At 47.2% G+C, this 21,019-nt stretch carries 17 protein-coding genes; 9 read left to right on the top strand and 8 right to left on the bottom strand.

Features of this window, described 5'->3' with window-relative positions:
• Positions 1–28: 28 nt before the first annotated feature.
• The 6 genes from BLS15_RS05875 to leuC form a co-directional block, all read right to left on the bottom strand.
• Positions 29–2,803: an S-layer homology domain-containing protein gene (locus BLS15_RS05875; RefSeq protein ID WP_028533076.1), complete on the bottom strand. Its 2,775-nt coding sequence runs from the start codon at positions 2,801–2,803 to the stop codon at positions 29–31.
• 129 nt (positions 2,804–2,932) lie between these two features.
• The gene (locus BLS15_RS05870; RefSeq protein WP_028533077.1) at positions 2,933–3,559 is read right to left on the bottom strand and encodes a GerMN domain-containing protein; all 627 of its coding nucleotides are present in this window, start codon (positions 3,557–3,559) and stop codon (positions 2,933–2,935) included.
• A gap of 66 nt (positions 3,560–3,625) precedes the next feature.
• A complete protein-coding gene (locus tag BLS15_RS05865) occupies positions 3,626–5,125 on the bottom strand; it encodes an N-acetylmuramoyl-L-alanine amidase family protein (protein ID WP_028533078.1) in 1,500 nt (499 codons plus the stop codon).
• 306 nt (positions 5,126–5,431) lie between these two features.
• Positions 5,432–6,166: a class I SAM-dependent methyltransferase gene (locus BLS15_RS05860; protein WP_028533079.1), complete on the bottom strand. Its 735-nt coding sequence runs from the start codon at positions 6,164–6,166 to the stop codon at positions 5,432–5,434.
• A gap of 220 nt (positions 6,167–6,386) precedes the next feature.
• Entirely contained in the window at positions 6,387–6,998 is a 612-nt protein-coding gene (gene leuD, locus BLS15_RS05855) for a 3-isopropylmalate dehydratase small subunit (RefSeq protein WP_021254627.1), read from the bottom strand.
• Positions 6,999–7,012: 14 nt separating this feature from the next.
• Positions 7,013–8,437, bottom strand: coding sequence for a 3-isopropylmalate dehydratase large subunit (gene leuC, locus BLS15_RS05850; protein ID WP_028533080.1), 1,425 nt, complete (start codon positions 8,435–8,437; stop codon positions 7,013–7,015).
• Positions 8,438–8,584: 147 nt separating this feature from the next.
• On the opposite strand from leuC, the gene BLS15_RS05845 reads away from it, so the two are divergent.
• Entirely contained in the window at positions 8,585–9,550 is a 966-nt protein-coding gene (locus BLS15_RS05845) for a LysR family transcriptional regulator (RefSeq protein WP_021254629.1), read from the top strand.
• A gap of 39 nt (positions 9,551–9,589) precedes the next feature.
• On the opposite strand, the gene BLS15_RS05840 is transcribed toward BLS15_RS05845, so the two are convergent.
• Positions 9,590–11,458 (bottom strand): glycoside hydrolase family 3 protein, encoded by a 1,869-nt coding sequence (locus tag BLS15_RS05840; protein WP_175460721.1) that lies wholly within the window; start codon positions 11,456–11,458, stop codon positions 9,590–9,592.
• A 92-nt stretch (positions 11,459–11,550) separates the two neighbouring features.
• Positions 11,551–12,408: a carbon-nitrogen family hydrolase gene (locus BLS15_RS05835; protein WP_021254631.1), complete on the bottom strand. Its 858-nt coding sequence runs from the start codon at positions 12,406–12,408 to the stop codon at positions 11,551–11,553.
• Positions 12,409–12,584: 176 nt separating this feature from the next.
• On the opposite strand from BLS15_RS05835, the gene BLS15_RS05830 reads away from it, so the two are divergent.
• From BLS15_RS05830 to mtnB, 8 genes are all read left to right on the top strand, one after another.
• On the top strand, positions 12,585–13,088 hold the full coding sequence (locus BLS15_RS05830; RefSeq protein ID WP_021254632.1) for a hypothetical protein: 504 nt from the start codon (positions 12,585–12,587) through the stop codon (positions 13,086–13,088).
• Positions 13,089–13,226: 138 nt separating this feature from the next.
• Positions 13,227–14,420, top strand: coding sequence for a pyridoxal phosphate-dependent aminotransferase (locus BLS15_RS05825; protein ID WP_021254633.1), 1,194 nt, complete (start codon positions 13,227–13,229; stop codon positions 14,418–14,420).
• Positions 14,421–15,054: 634 nt separating this feature from the next.
• Positions 15,055–16,164 carry a glutamate 5-kinase gene (proB, locus tag BLS15_RS05820; RefSeq protein ID WP_021254634.1) on the top strand — a complete coding sequence of 370 codons (1,110 nt, stop codon included), beginning with the start codon at positions 15,055–15,057 and terminating at the stop codon, positions 16,162–16,164.
• 15 nt (positions 16,165–16,179) lie between these two features.
• The gene (locus BLS15_RS05815; RefSeq protein ID WP_021254635.1) at positions 16,180–17,427 is read left to right on the top strand and encodes a glutamate-5-semialdehyde dehydrogenase; all 1,248 of its coding nucleotides are present in this window, start codon (positions 16,180–16,182) and stop codon (positions 17,425–17,427) included.
• Between the two features lie 61 nt (positions 17,428–17,488).
• Positions 17,489–18,361 carry a pyrroline-5-carboxylate reductase gene (gene proC / locus BLS15_RS05810; RefSeq protein WP_051614162.1) on the top strand — a complete coding sequence of 291 codons (873 nt, stop codon included), beginning with the start codon at positions 17,489–17,491 and terminating at the stop codon, positions 18,359–18,361.
• The gene (locus BLS15_RS05805) at positions 18,358–19,587 is read left to right on the top strand and encodes a 2,3-diketo-5-methylthiopentyl-1-phosphate enolase (RefSeq protein WP_090510438.1); all 1,230 of its coding nucleotides are present in this window, start codon (positions 18,358–18,360) and stop codon (positions 19,585–19,587) included. The genes proC and BLS15_RS05805 overlap by 4 nt, the downstream gene beginning before the upstream one ends.
• Positions 19,584–20,267: a 2-hydroxy-3-keto-5-methylthiopentenyl-1-phosphate phosphatase gene (locus tag BLS15_RS05800; RefSeq protein ID WP_028533085.1), complete on the top strand. Its 684-nt coding sequence runs from the start codon at positions 19,584–19,586 to the stop codon at positions 20,265–20,267. Before BLS15_RS05805 ends, BLS15_RS05800 begins: the two co-directional genes overlap by 4 nt.
• 44 nt (positions 20,268–20,311) lie before the next feature.
• Positions 20,312–20,956 carry a methylthioribulose 1-phosphate dehydratase gene (mtnB, locus tag BLS15_RS05795; protein ID WP_021254639.1) on the top strand — a complete coding sequence of 215 codons (645 nt, stop codon included), beginning with the start codon at positions 20,312–20,314 and terminating at the stop codon, positions 20,954–20,956.
• Positions 20,957–21,019 lie beyond the last annotated feature (63 nt).

Here is a 21,019-nt window from a genome sequence, read left to right as displayed (position 1 = left end):
GACGGTTCGAAGTGAACCTAATCGTAGTTTAAGACACTTTCTCGATTTCAACAACCTGATCCTTAATGATATACAACATAATATCGGTATCTTCTTTGATGGAAGACAGGCTGATTTTCTCGCCCTTCGAATGAATAGATGCATTCGGATGAACTTTGAATATATAATTGTTTTCAGCCATCGTGCGCTTTACATACAATTCATTTGTATTTGAATTATAGCGCCAGAAGCTGCGCTTCATTCCGCTGACCAGCTTCACAGCTGAAAGATCGCTTGTGTCCTTGCGCACCTCTACGCGGTCTCCTTCTTTCAATGCGCTCAAATTCGAAGTAGAAGAAGAATTATCAACCTGAATTTGCGCGTTCTTGCCTACTTGGTGCACAGATAAGGAGCCAGCATTGTCGCGTACTCGAATTGTTCCGTTGTTTGTATCCACAGACTCTACTCGGCCATAAGTAACTTGAACTTGACGCACTTCCACGATAGAACGTCCGTCCATTACAACGTTGACATAGTCATTATCCTTCAAGTCTGCAATCTTGATCTCTTTATTATTCAGATCATAGATCTTGGCATTTCCCACATAAAAGTCCTCAACCTTCGAGTCGCTCGAGCGCAGACGAAGGCGATACCCCGACGCATCCCGATACGCGATATCGAATTGTAGCGTTTGCCGAACAGCGAGAGACGATAGTGTGGATTGATCATCCGTGAAGTAGGCAACTATTGTATCACCATTATTCACATCATTCAAGGTCACATTGTTTTTCCCATACTTTTCTACGCTTAGCTCAGTCCCCTTATAAGGCAGTGTTACCGTTTGTCCGTTCGCAAGCTTCATCGTCACTGTCTTCGCGGTAGAGCTTGCATAGACAAATGTTCCTTCGAATTTGTTGACGAGCTGCACCAGAAGCGCGTTTTTGGCCGTATGTTGCACATTCACCTTGCGTTTGCCATCCTTAAGCTGATTTGCGATATCCTCAAGTCCAACCTTGGAGCCGTTATTCTCATAGCGAGTCTCATATGTGAGCTTAAAGACGTGAGGTTCTTTGCGCTCGTCAGTTACCATTAATAGTTTGTTCGTTTTATCAAAATCTACAACTGTAGCTCCAATTATCATTTCCGCCTTGCGGTTCATTACTTTGATGTTGGCAACCTGATCCTCATTGTTCATGGCCAGTTCGACGCGATCTCCGTATTCTCCTGCGACAATATCGTCGAACGTAGGATTGTTCATTCCATCAATTTCAATCTTTACATCACGAGCAAGCAGCTTCGCTACGAGTTCATTGTTTTCTTTTCGGATCGTGATGCTCGTTTTCGTCGCACCTTTTTCGTACAGCGTACCAGAAATCGTAACTTGTTGGGCATTTGTCAATTCGATTTCCGTTACGGCGCTATTCTTCACCGTATAATTGACGGTGTCATTTTCCTTGATACTGCTAAGGCCTGACAACAATTGATCCTTATACCGAACGTAAGCTCCCTCCACAACCGTGTAGGTTTCGCTCTCACCTTGTTCGTTCTTGATCGTCACGGAACGGCTTCTCACATCAATAGAAGTAATAGTACCTTTGGCCGATTTGTTGACAGGCCCAGACTTTACTTGAACCTCAATAATTTTGCGTTCATTCGTAAACGTCTCACGCTTGATGACAAGCTCACTGTCCGCCATCAGCTTAGAAGGATCGATCGTGTTGCCGCTGGCATCCTTGAATACAGTCGCGCTGTTGTCGTACACAATATCAGACAATGCATCAGAGCCATCCTTCGTGAAATACAGCTTCTTCTCTGATGGCGCAACATATCTCAGCTTAACCGTTGAAGTTTCCACCTTCGGTTCAGCGTCTAATAATTCAACATATGCCGCGCTTCCCGATTGTCCAGCGACACGGATTTTCATGTATAGGCCAATATCGGAGGCATTGATCGCCTGCTCGCTGTCATTTTTGTAGTACATCGTGTTTTTATCGCGGCGGAAGGTTGCTGTCTTGCCCTCTTCCGTATACAAGCGAATCTCTTGATCCGTTAGGCTCATCACATAACCGAATGATTCGAATGCGTGCTTTACCTTAGATACTTTTTCTCCGCGACTGAAGAATGTTGCAAGCTGCGCGCGCGTTACTTTGCCTTGCGGCTCGAATTTGTTGCCGCTCATTCCCGTAGTCAATTCCAGATCAACAGCAGTGTTGACATATCCTAATGCAGACGCGCTAATCTTGCTATTATCGGCAAATGTCGTCTTCTTGTTCTTTGCACGCTCTGCATCTGCTTGTTTTCCTACAGCACGAACCAAAATTTTCGTCACCCATTCACGGGTTGCCTTTTGATCGCCCCATGCTTGCTTCGGATCCGGCTTCGCCATCTCTTCTTCTTTTTCCAACAGCCCTTTTTGGAATGCCAGAACAATATACGGCTTGAAGAAATTTCCGACCTTAAAATCAGCAGGTAGTGCTACGGAATCTGCAGCATTCAATTCACCCTCTAGTCCCATATAGCGAATTGCCATTGTGATGGCTTCCTGCTGCGTTACATCGTCACCAGGACGGAACTTGCCGTTATTCCCCTTTAAAATATCCAATGCTGCAAGCTTATGTATATGTTTCTCTGCCCAATAACCAAGCTTAACATCGCTGAATATCGGACTTGTACTCGAAGTTGATGTAACTTGATTTGTCTTTGTAGCGGTATTTGATTCAGCTGCCATCGCAAATTGCATAGATGTCAGCATCATGGATACGGCCAAGATCGCACTTGTCAATGCACGCGCTTTGCGTGCACGCGGTTTAGAATTTATTTGCATGATGCATCCCCTTCCACATATATTTCTTCGTAAGATGTTCTTTTTCGACAAGAACAGGGGCAATTCCTGCCCCTGTTCTTGAATAATTGTTGGTATTATTTTGTTCAATTACATGATTCGTGCAGATCTCTATGGACGCTTGATTGGATGTTTCAACGTAACATGGCCCATCAAGCTTTCATCTGACTTTCCATCTACCAGAATATCAATTGCCTTTACTTCATCGAATTGGAACAGCGTTTTAGTAAGAGCATCTAATGCAAAAGCCTCTCCGCCCGCTCCAAGATGACCCTCTTCCGGAATATGAATGTCAATGACTAGCGTTCCCTTATCCATTTTCACAGATTTGAAGTCGATCTTTTCCCACAACGGAATATCTTTATCATTGTCAGATGTCTTCAACGCTGAAAGTGCAGCTTCATATTTCTCGTCATCATTAGAGAACTGGATCGTCTTCTTATACGACTTCAATTCCATCAGCTGATCATCAGAGACAAATACGTCAAGCGACTTTTCTTGCTTGTCAGACTTCGTTTCTTGACCTTTGTCAGTTGTTGGCTGCTCAGGCTTCGTTGTCTCGTCTGACGGCTTTTCCTCGTTCGGCTGCTCTGTTGTCGGCTGCTCCGTCGTAGGTTGTTCAGCTGTTGGCTGCTCAGGTTGAGCAGCTCCATTTGTTGTCGGCTTAGCACCGCATGCACTTATAATTGTAATGGATAGAACTGCGGCAGCAAGTGCCCACCATTTTCGTGTCTTCATAAAGCACGACCTCCTTTACATCGTTCATAACGCAACAGATCGTCAAAGGTTGCATTTTTTATGGAATCAGGATACGCCCAAATATTCTTTAATCCCTTTGACAATGTTCTCCGCAACGCGCCATTGGAACTGGTCGTCATACATTTTTGGTTCGTCATTCGTGCTCGTCAAGAAGCCTATTTCGAGCAGAGCCGACGGCATCTTTGTTTCTCGAACAACATGGAGATCTCCAAATTTGATACCCCGATCCTTCAGTTGCGTTCCATTCAATAAATTTTTGTGCAACGTCTTGGCAAATGCTTCGCTGCTCTTGTGATAATAGAACGTCTCCGTACCTGTTACGGAAGGGCTATTTTTCGCGCTGTTTCCATGTATCGATACGAATATATCCGCACCAATTTTGTTCGCAAGCGATGAACGATCCGATAATTCAGGGAATGAGTCGTCTTCGCGCGTCATAACAAGATTGATCTTATCTTCTTTACGAAGCAGTTCTCCGACTTTCAAGGAAAGTGACAAAGTAAAGTCCTTTTCCGTCTTCTTCGTCAAACTAAGCGCACCGGAGTCCTTGCCTCCATGGCCTGCATCAATCACAACGGTATAAGTACCATTTGGTTTGTTTGGCGTTACAGGTGGTTTCGTTGTTCCGCCATTGCCGTTTCCATCGTCATTTCCACTCTTTTGATTCAGCGAAATGGTCGTCAAACCTTGATCATTCAGTGTGACTTCACCATTCAACGGGTAGTTCAAATCAAGAACGAAGCGCGCTGTATTCGGCTTATCGCTGAACATTGCAAAGCGAATGCGCTGAACATCTGGGTAATCTGATACTACATATTCCCCTTGCCCATCTTTATTGAAACTATATTTTTCATAGAACTCGTCCGAGAACACTGCATTCGGCAAATCAATAACTACCCGGTTAGGGCTGTCCATCGTCATAATGCTCGGTCTTACATTATGATCTAAAGCAATATGTAATTGATTATTGTCAAAAGAAAAGTTCGTAACGACTGAAGTATTGTTATCTGGCTTTGTTTGGTCTCCACCATTACTGCCATTATCTCCATTGCCGTTGTCCGGCTTTGTCGGCTTGTCCTCATTGCCTTTATCAGGTGTTGGGGGCGTTACTTCGTCAGAAGTGAACATGTACACGGATTTGGTTGAGTTGTCCCAATCCACTTTCAACCCCATATTCTCCCCGATAAAACGAAGTGGGACTAGTGTAGTCTCGCCTTTAATAACCGGTGGTGCAACAAGTGTAACACTCTTGTTGTCAACTGTCGCCGTCTTCTGATTGACGGTGAGATTCATGCTTCTGCTATTATCATTTATAGCTACCGTCTTCGCCTTCTGATTCCAATCAACCTTATAACCCAACTCTTCAGAAACGACGCGAATCGGGACCATGACCGAATTGTTCAGCATCAAAATGTTCTCTGGCATCGCCAAAGAATTTCCATTCAAGTACAAGCTCGTATTAGGTGCAGCTTGTCCCAGCGTAGGAAACACTAAACACAACAGCATTAATAGCAATCCAACCGCAAATTTTTGTTTTTTCTGCATCTTCACCTCTACATCCTTTCGTCATGTTCCGCACTATTCTATTTGTCTATTAAGAACGGACGTATTATTAGACGTATAAAAAGTACAAAAGTTGCGTAGTTTCTACATTTTTTGGCTAAAATAAACCTGCTAAAATATCCCTTGTTTTCACTGTAAATCACCTACTCCCACATGGCAAGACAAAAATTGCACATTTGAACATAAATATTGACAGGATACGTAACAACAACAAAAAGACCGTTCTCTATTTCGCACCTGATCATACAAAAAGTGCAAATAGAAAATGGTCTACCCTCGCTAAAAATATCAACTTCTAGTAGCAGAAATAATCAAGAACATGGGTCTGCGCAGTTCATCAGTCATCCCGGGTATTTCTCGCAGCATTTTCTCAGATGGAGTCGGCTCATTCACTGCACGTATCGTAAATCCCGCATCAATCAAGTTACTCATATACGTAGCAAACGTTCGATGATACTTAACGACATCCTCCGTTAAGAAGGCCGTTTCACGCTTCCCTTCATCCTGATAGCCATCCACTGCCCAATAGAGGATATTCCCTTGCTCATCGTACACCCAATCTTGTTCATTGCGCGAAGTGAAGATCGGATGCTCCACCGAGAACAGAAACACGCCCCCTGGTTTTAAGCTGTGATAGACTTTGTCACAAATCGTATCGAACGACTCAATATAATGAAAGGCTAACGAACTAATCACCACATCAAATTGCTCATCTGCAAACTGAATGTCTTCAATTGGCATTTGCAAATAGGAGATTGACGAATCATTTGTCAATTCACGTGCTTTCTCCAGCATTTTCTCTGAAATATCAACCCCTATTACAGAGTCGGCATGCTGTTCTCGGGCATATCTACAATGCCAGCCGAAGCCGCAGCCCAGATCTAGCACACTCTTGTAGCGCAAATCTGGAATTAGTGACTGTAAAACATGCCATTCTCCCGCTCCTTCTAGCCCATGGATAGAACGGGACATATTCTCATATGCGGCAAAGAAATTCGCATCATCGTATTTGTTTTGCTTCAGTTATTATTCATCTCCCATATCCATGCGTTGTCATGGACGAAATCCGGAATCCATTTTCTTTTTAATTTTAAATATGTATTTTTTCTCAAATAGGAAAAAGTCCGTTATGTGCCGCATGCTACTTACTAATCTTAATCAGCTACTCGACGCTTATACAACAAAATCCCTGGAACGCCGAAGCGAATCCAGGGATTGTAATACCTTCTATTGTCAACGGTGCTTATACGACTGGGTAAGCGACACGCCCCGCATTCGCAGCTTCGTATGCAGTAATTGCATCTTCATGCTTCAGCGTCAATCCGATATCATCGAGACCTTGCAGCAAAAATTGGCGACGGTGCTCATCCAGATCGAAAGTGTAGTTCAATCCGTACTCATCCGTAATTGTCTTCTCTTCCAAATTCACGTCCAGACGATAGCCGTCCTTATCCGCTGCACGACGGAATAGTTCATCAACTTGCTCTTCTGACAGCTTAATAGGAAGAATACCATTCTTGAAGCAGTTATTGTAGAAAATATCTGCGAATGATGGAGCGATAACACAGCGGAAGCCATAATCAAGAATCGCCCATGGTGCATGCTCACGTGAAGAACCGCAACCGAAATTCGCACGGGACAGTAATACGGAAGCTCCTTCATATTGCGGCTGGTTTAAGGTGAAGGAAGGAATAACGTTGCCCGCCTCGTCGAATCTCCACTCGTAGAACAAGAACTGGCCGAATCCGCTCCGTTCAATACGCTTCAAAAATTGCTTAGGAATGATTGCATCTGTATCCACGTTGACCCGATCAACTGGGGCAACAAGACCGTTCAATGATGTAAATGGTTGCATGATTCGTTCCTCCCTTAGTTCAATACTTCCGCTTTGATTTCCCAGTTGCGCACATCAACGAAATGCCCCTTGATTGCCGCTGCTGCTGCCATTGCTGGCGATACCAAATGCGTACGTCCACCGCGGCCTTGACGTCCTTCGAAGTTACGGTTGGAAGTCGAAGCACATCGTTGTCCTGGCTGGAGCACATCCGGGTTCATGGCAAGGCACATACTGCATCCAGCATCACGCCATTCGAAGCCCGCTTCCACGAATACTTGATCCAAGCCTTCTTTCTCCGCCTGAAGCTTAACCCGACCAGAGCCTGGAACAACGATAGCCGTTACCTTATCGCTCACCTTGTAGCCTCTAGCTATCTCTGACGCTGCACGCAAATCCTCGATACGGCCATTTGTACATGAGCCGATAAATACATAGTCGACAGCAATTTCAGTCATCGGCGTACCAGGTGTCAGATCCATATATTCAAGTGCTTTCTCAGCAGCTTTACGTTCATTTTCGGTTGTAAAATCAGCAGGGTTCGGTACGTTCGACGTAATATCGGTACCCATACCTGGGCTCGTTCCCCAAGTCACCTGTGGAATAAGCTGATCCATATCCACTTCAACAACAACATCATAAGCAGCGCCCTCATCGGTTACATAGCTCTTCCACTCTGCAACAGCAGCATCGAAAGCTCCGCCTTGAGGCACATACTGACGATCACGCAAGTATTGGAATGTTGTCTCGTCTGGTGCGATTAGACCAGCACGTGCACCCGCTTCAATGGACATATTGCATACAGTCATTCTCTCTTCCATCGTCAATTGGCGGATTGATTCGCCTGTGTATTCAATGACATACCCAGTTGCAAAATCAGTGCCGTTCTGCGCAATGAAGCCCAAGATCATATCCTTCGCAGTAACGCCTGGCTTGCGCTTGCCAACGAAGCGCACTTCCATCGTCTTCGACTTCGCTTGCTGCAAGCATTGTGTAGCCATGACATGCTCAACTTCGCTTGTGCCAATTCCGAATGCAAGGGCGCCGAATGCACCATGCGTCGACGTATGGCTGTCCCCACAGACAATCGTCTTCCCTGGATGAGTAAGACCAAGCTCAGGCCCCATAACGTGCACCACGCCTTGATCAATGCTGTCCAGGTCGAACAGCGTAACACCAAAGTCTGCACAGTTCTGTGACAATGTATCGATCTGCTGCTTCGAGATTGGATCTGTTATGTTGAACCGATCCTTCGTCGGTACATTATGATCCATTGTTGCAAATGTAAGATCCGGACGTCTTACCTTGCGGCCGCTCAAGCGCAATCCTTCAAAAGCTTGCGGGGATGTTACCTCGTGCACCAAATGCAAATCAATGTATAAAATGCTTGGTTTGCCTTCTTCTTGCACGATGACGTGCCGATCCCAAATCTTCTCGTACATGGTCTTCTTTATCGTCATTTCCTTCACCTCTCCGCGATTTTACGCTTCTCTCTCTATTTCTCTTGCCACCAAATATAGCATTTCTTTCTTCATTGATCCAAGATATAATATCTATAATTACAATAGGTTTAACCTATAAGCTATCCAGAGGAAGGATGAACGGACATGGAATTTAGACAGCTGCTCTATGCCGTCCAAATTGCACAGGAGAGGAACTTCTCCCGGGCTGCTGAGAAGCTGCACATCGCACAGCCTTCATTAAGCCAGCAGTTGTCGAAGCTAGAGAAGGAAATTGGCGTCCTCTTATTTCAACGGACGACCAATTCAGTGGAACTCACACATGCAGGAGAGATATTCGTCGACCGCGCGCAGAAGATGCTCGATGCGATGGAACAGTTGAAGAATGAAATGGCTGATATCAGCCAAACGAAGAGGGGAAAGGTGGTTATCGGGACAATGCCGATTACGGGATCCCATATCCTCCCCCATGTCCTTCCTCAATTCCATGAACGCTATCCAGCCATCGATCTGGTACTCGTAGAGGATACTTCGACGTCCAACCTGGAGCGAATGACGGCCCAAGGCAAGAATGATCTATGCCTGCTATCTCTGCCCTTAACGGATGATTCTCTTACCTATCGACCTGTCGTGGAAGAGGAGATTCTGCTGGCAATCCCCCCTCAGCATTCTCTTGCCAAGCAGCATTGCGAATGTTCTGAGCCAAGTCCGGTGTCCTTATCAGACCTCCGAGACGAGCCCTTCATTCTCTTGAAGCGTGGTCAAGGATTCCGGCAAATTACCGTACAATTGTGCCAGGAAGCCGGTTTTACCCCGAATGTCGTATTCGAGAGCACGAACATTGAGACCGTCCAGTCTCTCGTTGCAGCTGGTATGGGGGTTGCCTTAGTTCCTTCATTTATTGCGACTGCTCCTCGAAGCGAATTTGTTCCGTTATATCTTCCGCTGACAGGAAGACCTTCCCGTACGCTTGTTATCGCGTATCGTGAAGGCCGCTATATGTCCCATGCGGCAGAAGCCTTCATGCAGACACTGCAAGATACGATCACAGCCCGCTTCGGCTCGCGAGTTCGCGCCGGAGGAATGATGAATCAACCTAAGAAGTCTGAATGAGTTCGTATCTCTATGTACGAATCAGCTCATCGATTCGCATTATGGCAATCCTGCAACCGCAACAGGGAATTGACCTAATGCAGCTGCGCGTCCAAGCAATACTTGTGCTGCAGCCCGCACATTGCTATCCGTCAGCCCATAAATCGCATAGCCGATTGGTATGTTAGCCAAAGCCTGAGCATCATAGGGAAGTCCTGCTGCAACGACTGCAACAGGCTTCTTTATTTGTTCAAGCTGAGCTACCAACTTTTCAAGCAGTTTGATTCTACGAGGCTGTCGGTATACATCGTTCGTCACGATAACGACGGCGTCTGCGGCTCTGATTGCATCGGTCAATCCTGTATCTTCAAGCTTACTCACTCGAACGTCTGTCTCAGCCGAACGCACCTTGTTGCGATTAGCTGCTGCATGAGCTTCCTTCTCCTCCGCCCCAACATCTCGTCTTCCCTTCACCTCAGCTACTAATGCACGCTGCATCGCTTCCAAGCTGGCACTATCATGACCGACCAGAAGTACTTGGTTCATACTGGATGTAATCAGCTCACTGGGCTGATTAGCAATAGAATATGTCCCCCAACGTGTAACAGCCTGTTCCGCTATGCGCTTCATTAATCCCTGCGCCTGATTGGAAGCAATAAATGATTGGGCTTTCCCAATCGCTTGTTCCACATTTAATTGAGAAGCCTGCTTTGCATTCGTCACCTTATACTTCAACTTTAAGTGCAAGATGCGACGCACACTCTCATCAATGCGCTGCTCGGTCAATGTCCCCTCTTCTATCGCTTTATGAATCGCAGCTATTGCCTGATGCGGCTTAGGGGGCATCAAGAGCACATCTGCACCTGCTTGGATCGACATTACAGCAGCTTCATCCGAACCAAAATGATCCGCAATCGCCTTCATATTCAATGCATCCGTAATAATGGCCCCCTGAAAATGCAATTGATCACGCAAAATATCTGTAAGGACACGGGAAGATAGTGTAGCTGGAATCGTGATGAGTGAGCCATCTTTTTGAGAGGAGGTTGTCTTCGGCTCAAGTTGAGGAACCTGAATGTGAGCGGACATAATCATATCCACTCCTTCTTCAATGGCTGCCTTGAAGGGCAACCATTCTACTTGCTCGAACCGCTTCAAGTCATGAGTCAACTGAGGTAGTCCCACATGCGAATCAGTACGTGTTGAGCCGTGCCCAGGGAAGTGTTTCACAATGGCGGGCATGCCGCTATAATGTGCTCCCTGTACATAGGCGCGTACGTACGCAGACACCTGTTTAGGCTCAGAGCCAAATGAGCGAAGTCCGATGACGGGATTGTACGGATCATTATTTACATCAGCAACAGGGGCAAAATTTAGGTTGAAGGAGAGCAGCTGCATGAGGCTGCTCGTTTCAATAGCCGTTTCCTTCGCAAGCTGGGGTTGTCCAGTCGCAGCAATCGCCATATTTCCATTCCAATCGCCAGTGAACAGGATACGATTTACTACTCCCCCCTCCTGATCTACGCCAATCCAGAGTGGGATACGGGATGATCGGAGCATTTGGACGTTGTCTTCAACCGTTTGCCCCACAGTCTTGATGTCGTCTTTGAATAAAATAACGCCTCCAGGAGCCAGTTCATGAAGGATATTCGACAGCGCTTGGTTAGGCTTCTCAGCAGTAAGCGCAGATAAGTGAACCAAAAACATTTGGCCAATTTTCTCGTCTAAGGTGAGTGCTTGCAGCCATTTTTCCACTTGTATGTTGTCTTCTGCAGAGCCGTTTACAATTTTCTGGTCAAATGAAGAATCCGAACCCTTCGATTGGATCGCATCCGAACCGTTTTGATGAAGGACTCTACCATCACCATCTATACCCAGTACCCAATCTACCACATGAGCGCCATATCCAGACCAGACTAGAAGGAGCACACCTATTGTACATCCAATAATGAGAAAAAGAAGAGGTGCTTGACGACGTTTACGAGATGTGCCTGCCCGCTTATGCCGCTCTTTTCTCGACATCATACACGATCAAGTAAGGGTGCAGAACCATAGGAAGCCGTAGCAGATTGATAAAGCGATTCTCTACGATCAGCGAACACAGGAATTCGACCCCGCACCTCCTGTACGAGCGACAGAGAGATTGGCGCCTGCACAAATGCTTCTTGTTCCCCTGATGAAGCAAGTGTGTCTCCCCATGGATCAATAATTGCCGAATGTCCGAAGAAAGCTGTCTCCTGTCCGGAAGCTCCCTTGCTCGTACCGACTCGATTGCAGGCTACCACATACATTTGATTTTCAATGGCTCTCGCAGTCAACAGCGTCTTCCAATGATGAAGCCGTGGATGCGGCCACTCAGCTGGAACAAAAAGAACTTCTGTACCTTGGAGCGCCATTGTTCGGGTCCATTCCGGGAAACGGAGATCATAACAAATAATAACTCCACACTTCACACCATCTAGGGTAAACGTCCCGAGCGCATTTCCGGAAGATAAATAAACATGTTCATCCATCAACTGGAACAAATGAACCTTGTCATAGGCGCCAACAATGTCGCCGTTACGATTTGCTGCATACACCCGGTTGTAGATCTGGTCGCCTTCACGAACCGATACGGAACCACCTACAATGTTTACACCATATCGTGCAGCAAGCATCGTGAGCATTTGCTTCGTCTGCTGTCCATTTACATCTGCTATTTCGTGAATCCGCTCAAGTGCATAACCTGTATTCCACATTTCTGGAAGCACAATGACGTCCGGCTTCGAATCTCTCTCCATTGCTTTGCCGATCCATTGAATAACGTTCTCCATATTTTTGTCCGGTTCGCCGATTGCAACATCCATTTGAATCGCACACACATTCCATAATAACTCCATCGTATACACTCCTTTTCTCGGCTTTCAGCAAGCATTTGTTCTTCGGTAGCACTTTCTACCATCCATCATACCTTTTCATGGATTGGAGTCAAGATGGGTACGTTAAGGAAGCAAGCGGAATCAAAAATAAACAACGAATAATCACCCACCGCGGTCTCGAAAGGATGAAAAGTAGCATGCGCAATCGTTGTATGGTCAAATGGGTCGTAGCTATTGCTCTCTTACTTGTATGCAGCACAAGTACACTGATGACGAATTCAGTATCCGCATGGGCACCGAGTGAAGGCAGCGATTCGGCTGCAAGTCCTCCGATCCAACTGTTCGATATTAAGGCACAACGGATTGTGAAGACGTTCCCTAACAGCAAGGAGTTCCAAGCCGTCGCTGCTTCTTGGCTCAAGTCGATAACCGGACTGTCCCCTCAGCTCACGATTGGGCATCAATGTGGATATATCGTACGTATCCCATTAACATCAGTGGCTGATGTGGTTCTTCCAAGAGAGACGGTGCAGATAAAAGACGTATTTCTTATCTATTGCCCAGATAAAGATCCGCTGCTGCTCGTATTCTCGAAGGAACGCAAGCCCTATTTGCTGCGAATAAATTTAGATGTCAAACCATTTATGCAGCAGCTATTGACAACAGAACCGACAGGAAAGGCTGAAAAATCGAGCGGATAAGTTGTATTTAAAGAAAAACCGTATGTAAGCTACGGAAATCGATGAAAAAAAAGGGTATACACTTCAGTGGAAACATGCTAAATTATCGTTATTATTTTGATAACCGATAACGAATCCGGTTGCTGGAGTGGATGAGACATGTTAGAAGAAACATACCGTTCTATCTCGATCAAGCCGGCCGCACGCATGAACCGGCTTCCGAAGCAATTCTTTGCCCAGCTTGTGCAGCGGACGAACGCTCGCATCGCTGACGGTCATGATGTCATCAATCTTGGTCAGGGCAATCCTGACTTGCCAACTGCTCCTCATATTGTGACTGCGCTGCAGGAAGCAGCAACTGACCCAATCAATCATAAATACCCTCCATTCAGTGGACATCGCTACTTGAAGGAAGCGATAGCCAAGCGGTATAAGGAAGACTATAATGTGGATCTCGATCCCGATACAGAAGTAGCCGTATTGTTCGGAGGCAAGACGGGACTCGTTGAAATCAGTCAAATTCTGCTTAACGCAGGCGACGTCTGCCTCGTTCCAGATCCAGGCTATCCTGATTATTGGTCTGGCGTTGCCCTTGCTGGTGCTGACATGGTTATGATGCCATTGTTGGAAGAAAATCAATTCCTTCCTGATTATGAACGGATTACGAAGCAGCAGCTAGAACGGGCTAAGCTGATGTTCCTGAACTATCCGAACAATCCAACGGCGGCGACTGCAAGTTCTGATTTCTATGCGGACACCGTACAATTTGCAGCGAATCATAATATCGTCGTTGCCAGTGATTTCGCATATGGATCGATTGGATTTGACGGAAAACGGCCTGTGAGCTTCTTACAGACGCCTGGTGCGAAGGAAGTCGGTATCGAATTCTACACGATGTCCAAGACTTACAACATGGCCGGGTGGCGAGTTGCATTTGCTGTTGGCAATAAAGAACTTATCCGCCTTATCAATCTGATGCAGGATCACATGTATGTTAGCCTGTTCGGTGCTGTTCAGGCTGCCGCTGCCGCCGCATTGACCGGTTCGCAGCAACCAGTTCATGAACTGTGTGCGACATATGAACAGCGCAGGAATGTATTCTTCAAGGAGCTTCATCGCATTGGCTGGGAAGCCGTTCCATCGGCAGGATCCTTCTTCGCTTGGCTCCCAGTGCCTAAGAATTTCACCTCTGCCCAATTCGCAGACTTGCTTCTGGAGCGTTCCAATGTTGTAACCGCGCCAGGCATCGGATTTGGCGAGCATGGAGAGGGCTACGTCCGGGTCGGACTGCTCGCGCCAGAGGAGCGATTATGCGAAGCTGCCGAGCGAATTGGAAGACTATCGCTATTCTAAGCTAGATCAGTGCAATGATGCTGTCTCGGTTTATAATCGGGCTTATCAACAATTTCATTGTGTTTCTAACTAAAGGAATCTTCTGTCACCTGCCTTTATACAGGATTCGCCTTCTTTACTCCATTGGAATCACATGGTATTCTATTCGTAATACACTCATTGCTCTCATGGAGCAGCGGGTGCCAGAGTGAATACCCTTATCGTGATGACAGGACCAGTACGTAATGAAGGTCGCGTTCAGAGAGCGGAATGCCATAGGCTGCAAGCATCCGCCGCAGAGCCATTACAGAACCTATCCTTGAGCGGTCAGCATAAGCGTTACGCGTGAAGCTGAACGGCTGCCTCCGTTATAGGCGATCAAGTGGGATGGTTTCTGCATGATCATGAATCTGCGATCAACGCAGTTCAGGTATATGCTCTAGGAACCCTCAATGAAGGTGGTACCGCGGAAGTGTGACTTTCGTCCTTTAGAGGACGAGGGTCTTTTTTTATACCCATAATCCGTTTTCCCGACATCACTGTTCGGCATTCCCTTGATCCATTCACATCATCGTATTACAATCTGGCACCGGCAATCGTGAGATGTATGATACTTATACTCATGAGAGTCAAAGAATCAGGAAGTGAATGAATGATGGAACAGTGTCAACGAATTGTAGTGAAAATTGGAAGCAGCTCGCTTACCTCTGAGCATGGCGGCTTAAATCGAGAACATATTGAATTCTACGTACGCGAGCTCGTCTCTCTTATGAAACGTGGTGCACATGTCGTGCTCGTCACCTCAGGTGCCGTTGCAGCCGGATTTCGACATATTGGATATATGACTCGTCCGAAGCTTCTCCATGAGAAGCAGGCTGCTGCTGCAGTCGGTCAGGCGCTGTTAATGCAGGCCTACCAAGAACAATTCCAGAAGTACAGCATTCCTTCAGCACAGCTGCTGTTAACTCGGCCAGACTTCGCCAATCGCAAGCGCGGCCATAATGCCCAGATGACAATGGAGGAACTGCTGAAGCAGCGTGTCGTCCCTATCATTAATGAAAATGACACCGTATCCGTTGAGGAACTCAAGTTTGGTGATAACGATACGCTCTCAGCACTGGTTGCGAATCTTGTTCATGCTGATCGGCTAGTGATTATTACGGATACGGACGGGTTGTATACTGCCGATCCCCGTTCCAATCCGAATGCGAAGAGATTCGACAGAGTCGAGGAAATTAACGAGGAAATCTACGCATATGCTGGAGGAGCTGGCTCATCTGTCGGTACGGGCGGCATGCGTTCGAAGCTAGATGCAGCACGTATCGCCATGCGTGGCGGTGTACCTGCCTTTGTTGGCCGGGTCAATGAGCCAGGTGATTTGCTCCTTGCTGTGGACGGTATTGGCAAGGGTACCTATTTCGATACTCACCTGCACGCATTGCCGATGAAGAAGCAATGGCTTGGCTTCCACTCTACCCCACATGGACAAATTATTGTCGATGAAGGCGCTGAACGGGCATTGATATCACGAGGATCAAGTCTGCTGCCTGCTGGTATTCGAGGAGTCGAAGGCGACTTCCACCCTGGAGATGTGGTTGAGGTGTCTGGTGCGGACGGACGTGTGATTGGCAGAGGCATCGTCAATTACGAAGCCGATCAATTAAAGATTGCAGCGGGCTGGTCTACGGATGAGGTTCTCAATCGCATCGAGGTTCCGCGCATTGAAGTGATACATCGAGATGAATGGGTCACACTACGATCATAGATGGAGGCATGTACGATGAGTGAAGTACTTTCCAAGGCTACGTTAGCGAAAGAAGCAGCCGCAGTCATGAACCGACTGACAACCGATCAGAAGAATGAAGCATTATTGAGAATGGCGGATCTGCTTGTCCAACATGCAGATTCGATTATTGAAGCAAACGCAAAAGATCTAGAACGAGGGAAGCAGCAGGGAACATCAGATTCTCTATTGGATCGCCTTGCACTAAATGAGGCAAGAATTGAAGATATGGCAGAAGGATTGCGCCAGATCTCCGAACTGACAGATCCTGTTGGAGATGTTCTTGAGAAAATTGACCGTCCCAACGGCTTGCATATTGAGAAAATCCGTGTGCCACTAGGTGTAATTGGCATGATCTATGAAGCGCGTCCGAATGTCACCGTGGATGCGGCTGGCCTGTGTCTTAAGACAGGCAACGCGGTCGTACTGCGCGGAGGCTCTTCTGCGCTGGAATCTAACAAGCGCATTGTCGCTGTGCTGCATGAAGCGTTGAAGCTCACTTCTGTTCCGGTTGAAGCCTTGCAGCTAATCGAAGATGCGGATCGTGCTTCTGTTGACGAGATGTTGAAATGTAACGGCTTGCTGGATGTCGTCATTCCGCGCGGTGGCGCATCGCTCATTCAGAATGTCGTTCAAAATGCAACTGTACCCGTTATCGAGACCGGGGCAGGAATTTGTCACACCTATATTGACCAGTCCGCTGATCCGGAGATGGCCGAAGCAATTGCATTCAACGCGAAAGTGCAGCGCCCTTCCGTATGCAACTCTATGGAGACTCTGCTCGTACATGAGCAGTTTGCCGAGCGCCATCTGACAGGATTGCTTGAAGGATTTGACACACATCGTGTTGAACTGCGCGGCTGCGAGCGAACAATCGCCTATGCGCCATGGGCTAAGAAAGCATCCGAACAGGATTATGCAACAGAATATAACGACTATGTACTGAACGTGCGCGTCATTGACTCGCTTGATGAAGCACTTGAGCATATCGCTCGCTATGGCACGAAGCACTCCGAATGTATCGTGACCGAGAACAAAGACCGTGCCAGCCGTTTCTTAAGGGAAGTTGATGCTGCTGCTGTCTACCATAATGCATCAACGCGGTTCACAGATGGGTTTGAATTCGGATTTGGTGCTGAGATCGGCATTAGCACACAGAAACTACATGCAAGAGGTCCAATGGGCCTACCTGCCCTAACGTCCACGAAGTATCGGATATATGGCAAAGGTCAAATTCGCGAGTAACATCGCACGCCAGTGCTATTTTCCATTTAAGTGTTGGCAAGAAGGGAGAGGAATGGACATCATGAATGAAATAAAAACACAAGAGAAGGACACATTCCGGTCTCTTCACTTTAGTATTTTCGGTGCAGGATCAATTGCCGAAGCGATTGTGAGAGGAGTACTTGCGAAGCAGCTGACTGAGCCTTCGCAAATCTCCATGATCAATCGCAGCAATAACGAACGGCTTCTGCAGTTGAAGCGAAAGTATGGCGTCACGATAGAGCTCTCATCAGAAGGCAAACAGCAGCTCTTGCAGGAAGCAGATGTCATTGTATTGTGCATGAAGCCGAAGGATGCCGCAGGAGCACTTCATGAGTTGAAGCCGCTTCTCCGTTCCGGAACGCTTATCATTTCTGTGATTGCTGGTCTATCGCTTCATGCCATTGAGCATATTCTTGGTCCAGTTGCCGCTGTTCGCACCATGCCGAACACATCGAGCACGATTGGTCTCGGTGCGACTGCAATCTGCTGTTCGGATGCGGTCAATGACACACAGCGCGCCATCGCGATGGCGATGTTCGAAGCAGTCGGCATCGCAGTTGAAGTTGAAGAGCAGTACATGAATATCGTGACCGGATTATCTGGCAGCGGCCCTGCTTATTTGTACTACGTCATGGAAGCGATGATACAAGCAGCTGTAGATGGGGGACTTACAAAAGAGGATGCGCGGGATTTAACCGTCCAGACTGTTCTAGGTGCGGCTGAAATGGTACGGCTAACGCAGGAAGAACCTGCTGAGCTGCGCCGCAAGGTGACCTCCCCTGGCGGCACGACACAAGCTGCAATAGACGTCATGAATACCCATCATGTAGGCAGAACCATCGTTTCTGCTGTGCACCGCGCTGCAGAACGATCTCAGGAAATGGAACACCAAATTGGGAGGGAAATCGAATGAAAGATCACTGCGTCGCCACCTATCGGCTGTTCGATGATCGTGCAGACTTTCATAAGAAGGCCGAAGGAATTGCCGTTGGATTGACGGTCGGGAGCTGGACCGAGCTCCCTGAGGCGAGAAAGGCCGAGATGTCGAAGCATCTCGGCAAGGTAATCTCGATTGAGGAACATCCATCAGATGTTCTTGGGGAACGCTACGCGGATATTGCAATTGCTTATCCGGACATTAACTTTAGCCCTGACATTCCTGCCCTGCTCGTTACAGCCTTCGGCAAGCTGTCCATGGATGGTCGGATTAAACTTCTGGATATTGATTTTTCCGATGCATTTACAGCTTCATTTCAAGGACCTAAGTATGGAATCGATGGGGTTCGCGAACTGCTGGGGGTCCATGACCGCCCACTGTTAATGAGCATTTTCAAGTCTGTCATCGGTCATGATCTAGCAGCTTTGAAGGAGCAGTTCTACCAGCAAGCACTTGGCGGAGTTGATTTGATCAAGGATGACGAGATTTTATTTGAAAATCCCCTCACACCGATCGACATGCGTGTCCGCGCATGTATGGAAGCTGCCGCTCGTACCGAACAAGTGACAGGCAAGAAATTGCTATATGCCGTAAACTTAACAGGGTCTACGTTCTCCCTTCGTGAACAAGCACTCCGTGCAATCGAAGCTGGAGCAAATGCCCTGCTCTTCAACGTATTAAGCTACGGGTACGATGTCCTGCATGGATTGAGCCAAGATCCTGATATTACCGTTCCAATCGCCGCTCATCCTGCACTTGCCGGTGCCTACTACCCAGCGAGGGAGCATGGAATTGCCGCCCCACTTCTGCTTGGCAAGCTCATGCGATTAGCTGGTGCCGATCTCGTTCTCTTCCCTTCTCCATATGGTTCGGTCACAATGCCGAAGGAAGAGACACAAGGGATCCGCCACGCTCTGACCAGTGTAAATGATTCATTTGGAGCGATACATAAGAGAAGCTTCCCTGTGCCATCCGCAGGTATACATCCTGGCTTGGTTCCGCTCATTCTTCAAGATTTCGGCAACGATGTTGTCGTCAATGCAGGAGGCGGTATTCACGGCCATCCAATGGGAACAGCTGCAGGCGGGCATGCGTTTGTCGATGCCATTGATGCCATCTTGAAGGGTGACACCTTAGAAGCACGAGCTGCTATTTCTGCACCATTGGCTGCCGCAATTGGATTGTGGGGTGTGAAGAAGTGAGCATCGAGAAGAAGCTTCGAGTTGTCTTTTGTGATTTCGACGGAACGATAACTGAAAATGATAACATCGTGTCGATTATTAGACATTTCGAACCGCCTGGATGGGACAAAATCGTGCAGGACGTCATCCATGAACGCAAGTCGATTCGTCAAGGGGTCGGGGAAATGTTCGCCTTGCTCCCTTCTTCATTGCAAGAAGAGGTTGTTCAATACGCCGTAACACAGGCACGTATTCGCCCTGGTTTCGAGCAATTTGTTCAGTTCTGCCAAGCAGAAGGGATCGAATTATATATTACAAGCGGCGGCATCGATTTCTTCGTGTATCCGCTGCTGAAGCCTTATCAAATATCTATCGATCACATCTATTGCAATGGCAGTGACTTTCGTGGTGATAAGATTCAGATTACATGGCCGCATTATTGTCAGCCGCCATGTACGAATGATTGCGGGATGTGCAAAACAACTATCGTGCGCCGCTTCCCTAAGGATCAGTATGAGCGTATTGTCATTGGCGACAGCGTCACTGATTTTACTGCAGCCAAGCTAGCTGATTTCGTGTTTGCCAGAGCGCAATTAATCGAACGATGCGATGAGCTTCAGCTCCCATATGCGCCGTTCCAGACGTTTTATGATATTATTGAACATTTGAGTCATTCCAATACACATATAACGCATCCGTAGATCGGATGATGAAGTGGATGAAGTGAAGGGAGCCAACCTATAGAATGAATACGCATACGCTCACTTTAGAGCAGAAGCAGCGAGCACTTGCAGAGCTGCGAACAATCAAAGAGCAATTTGCCAGCCGCCACTGGTTCCCAGGAACAAGCGGTAACCTCTCCGTTCGTGTTGGTGACATCCAGCAAGAACACTTCCAATTTGCCATCACAGCCAGCGGCAAAGACAAATCGATCCATACTCCCGAAGATTTCCTGTTCGTCGATGAGAATGGCCGTGCAACGGAAGCCACTCATCTCAAGCCTAGTGCCGAGACCTTAATTCATTGTGAAATCTATCGACTCACTGGATGTGGTGCCATCTTCCACATACATACGGTATTCAACACGATCGTATCTGATTTATATGGAGATCGTGGTGCTGTACCCGTCGAAGGCGTGGAATTAATTAAAGCGTTTAATATTTGGGAGGAAGACGCAAAAATTCACATCCCTGTTGTACCTAACTACGCTGATATCCCCCGTATCGTACCCTGTGTTACAGCGTCTCTTGACCCCCGTATTCCGGGTATTCTGCTGCGGAAGCACGGTATATATGCTTGGGGTGCCAATGCCTTTGAAGCCAAACGTCATCTGGAGGCATTCGAATTTTTGTTCGAATATGTATACCGCAAACAAGCACTTCATCAATAAATTCTAGCTATTGTTCCATAAAACTGATAAGGCCCTCAGTCACAATAGACAGAGGGCTTTATC

It is taken from the genome of Paenibacillus sp. cl6col (assembly GCF_900102125.1).
GTDB lineage: Bacteria > Bacillota > Bacilli > Paenibacillales > Paenibacillaceae > Paenibacillus_B > Paenibacillus_B suaedae.
Note: the sequence above shows the minus strand (reverse complement) of the source record. Positions and strands in the feature narration are given on the sequence as shown.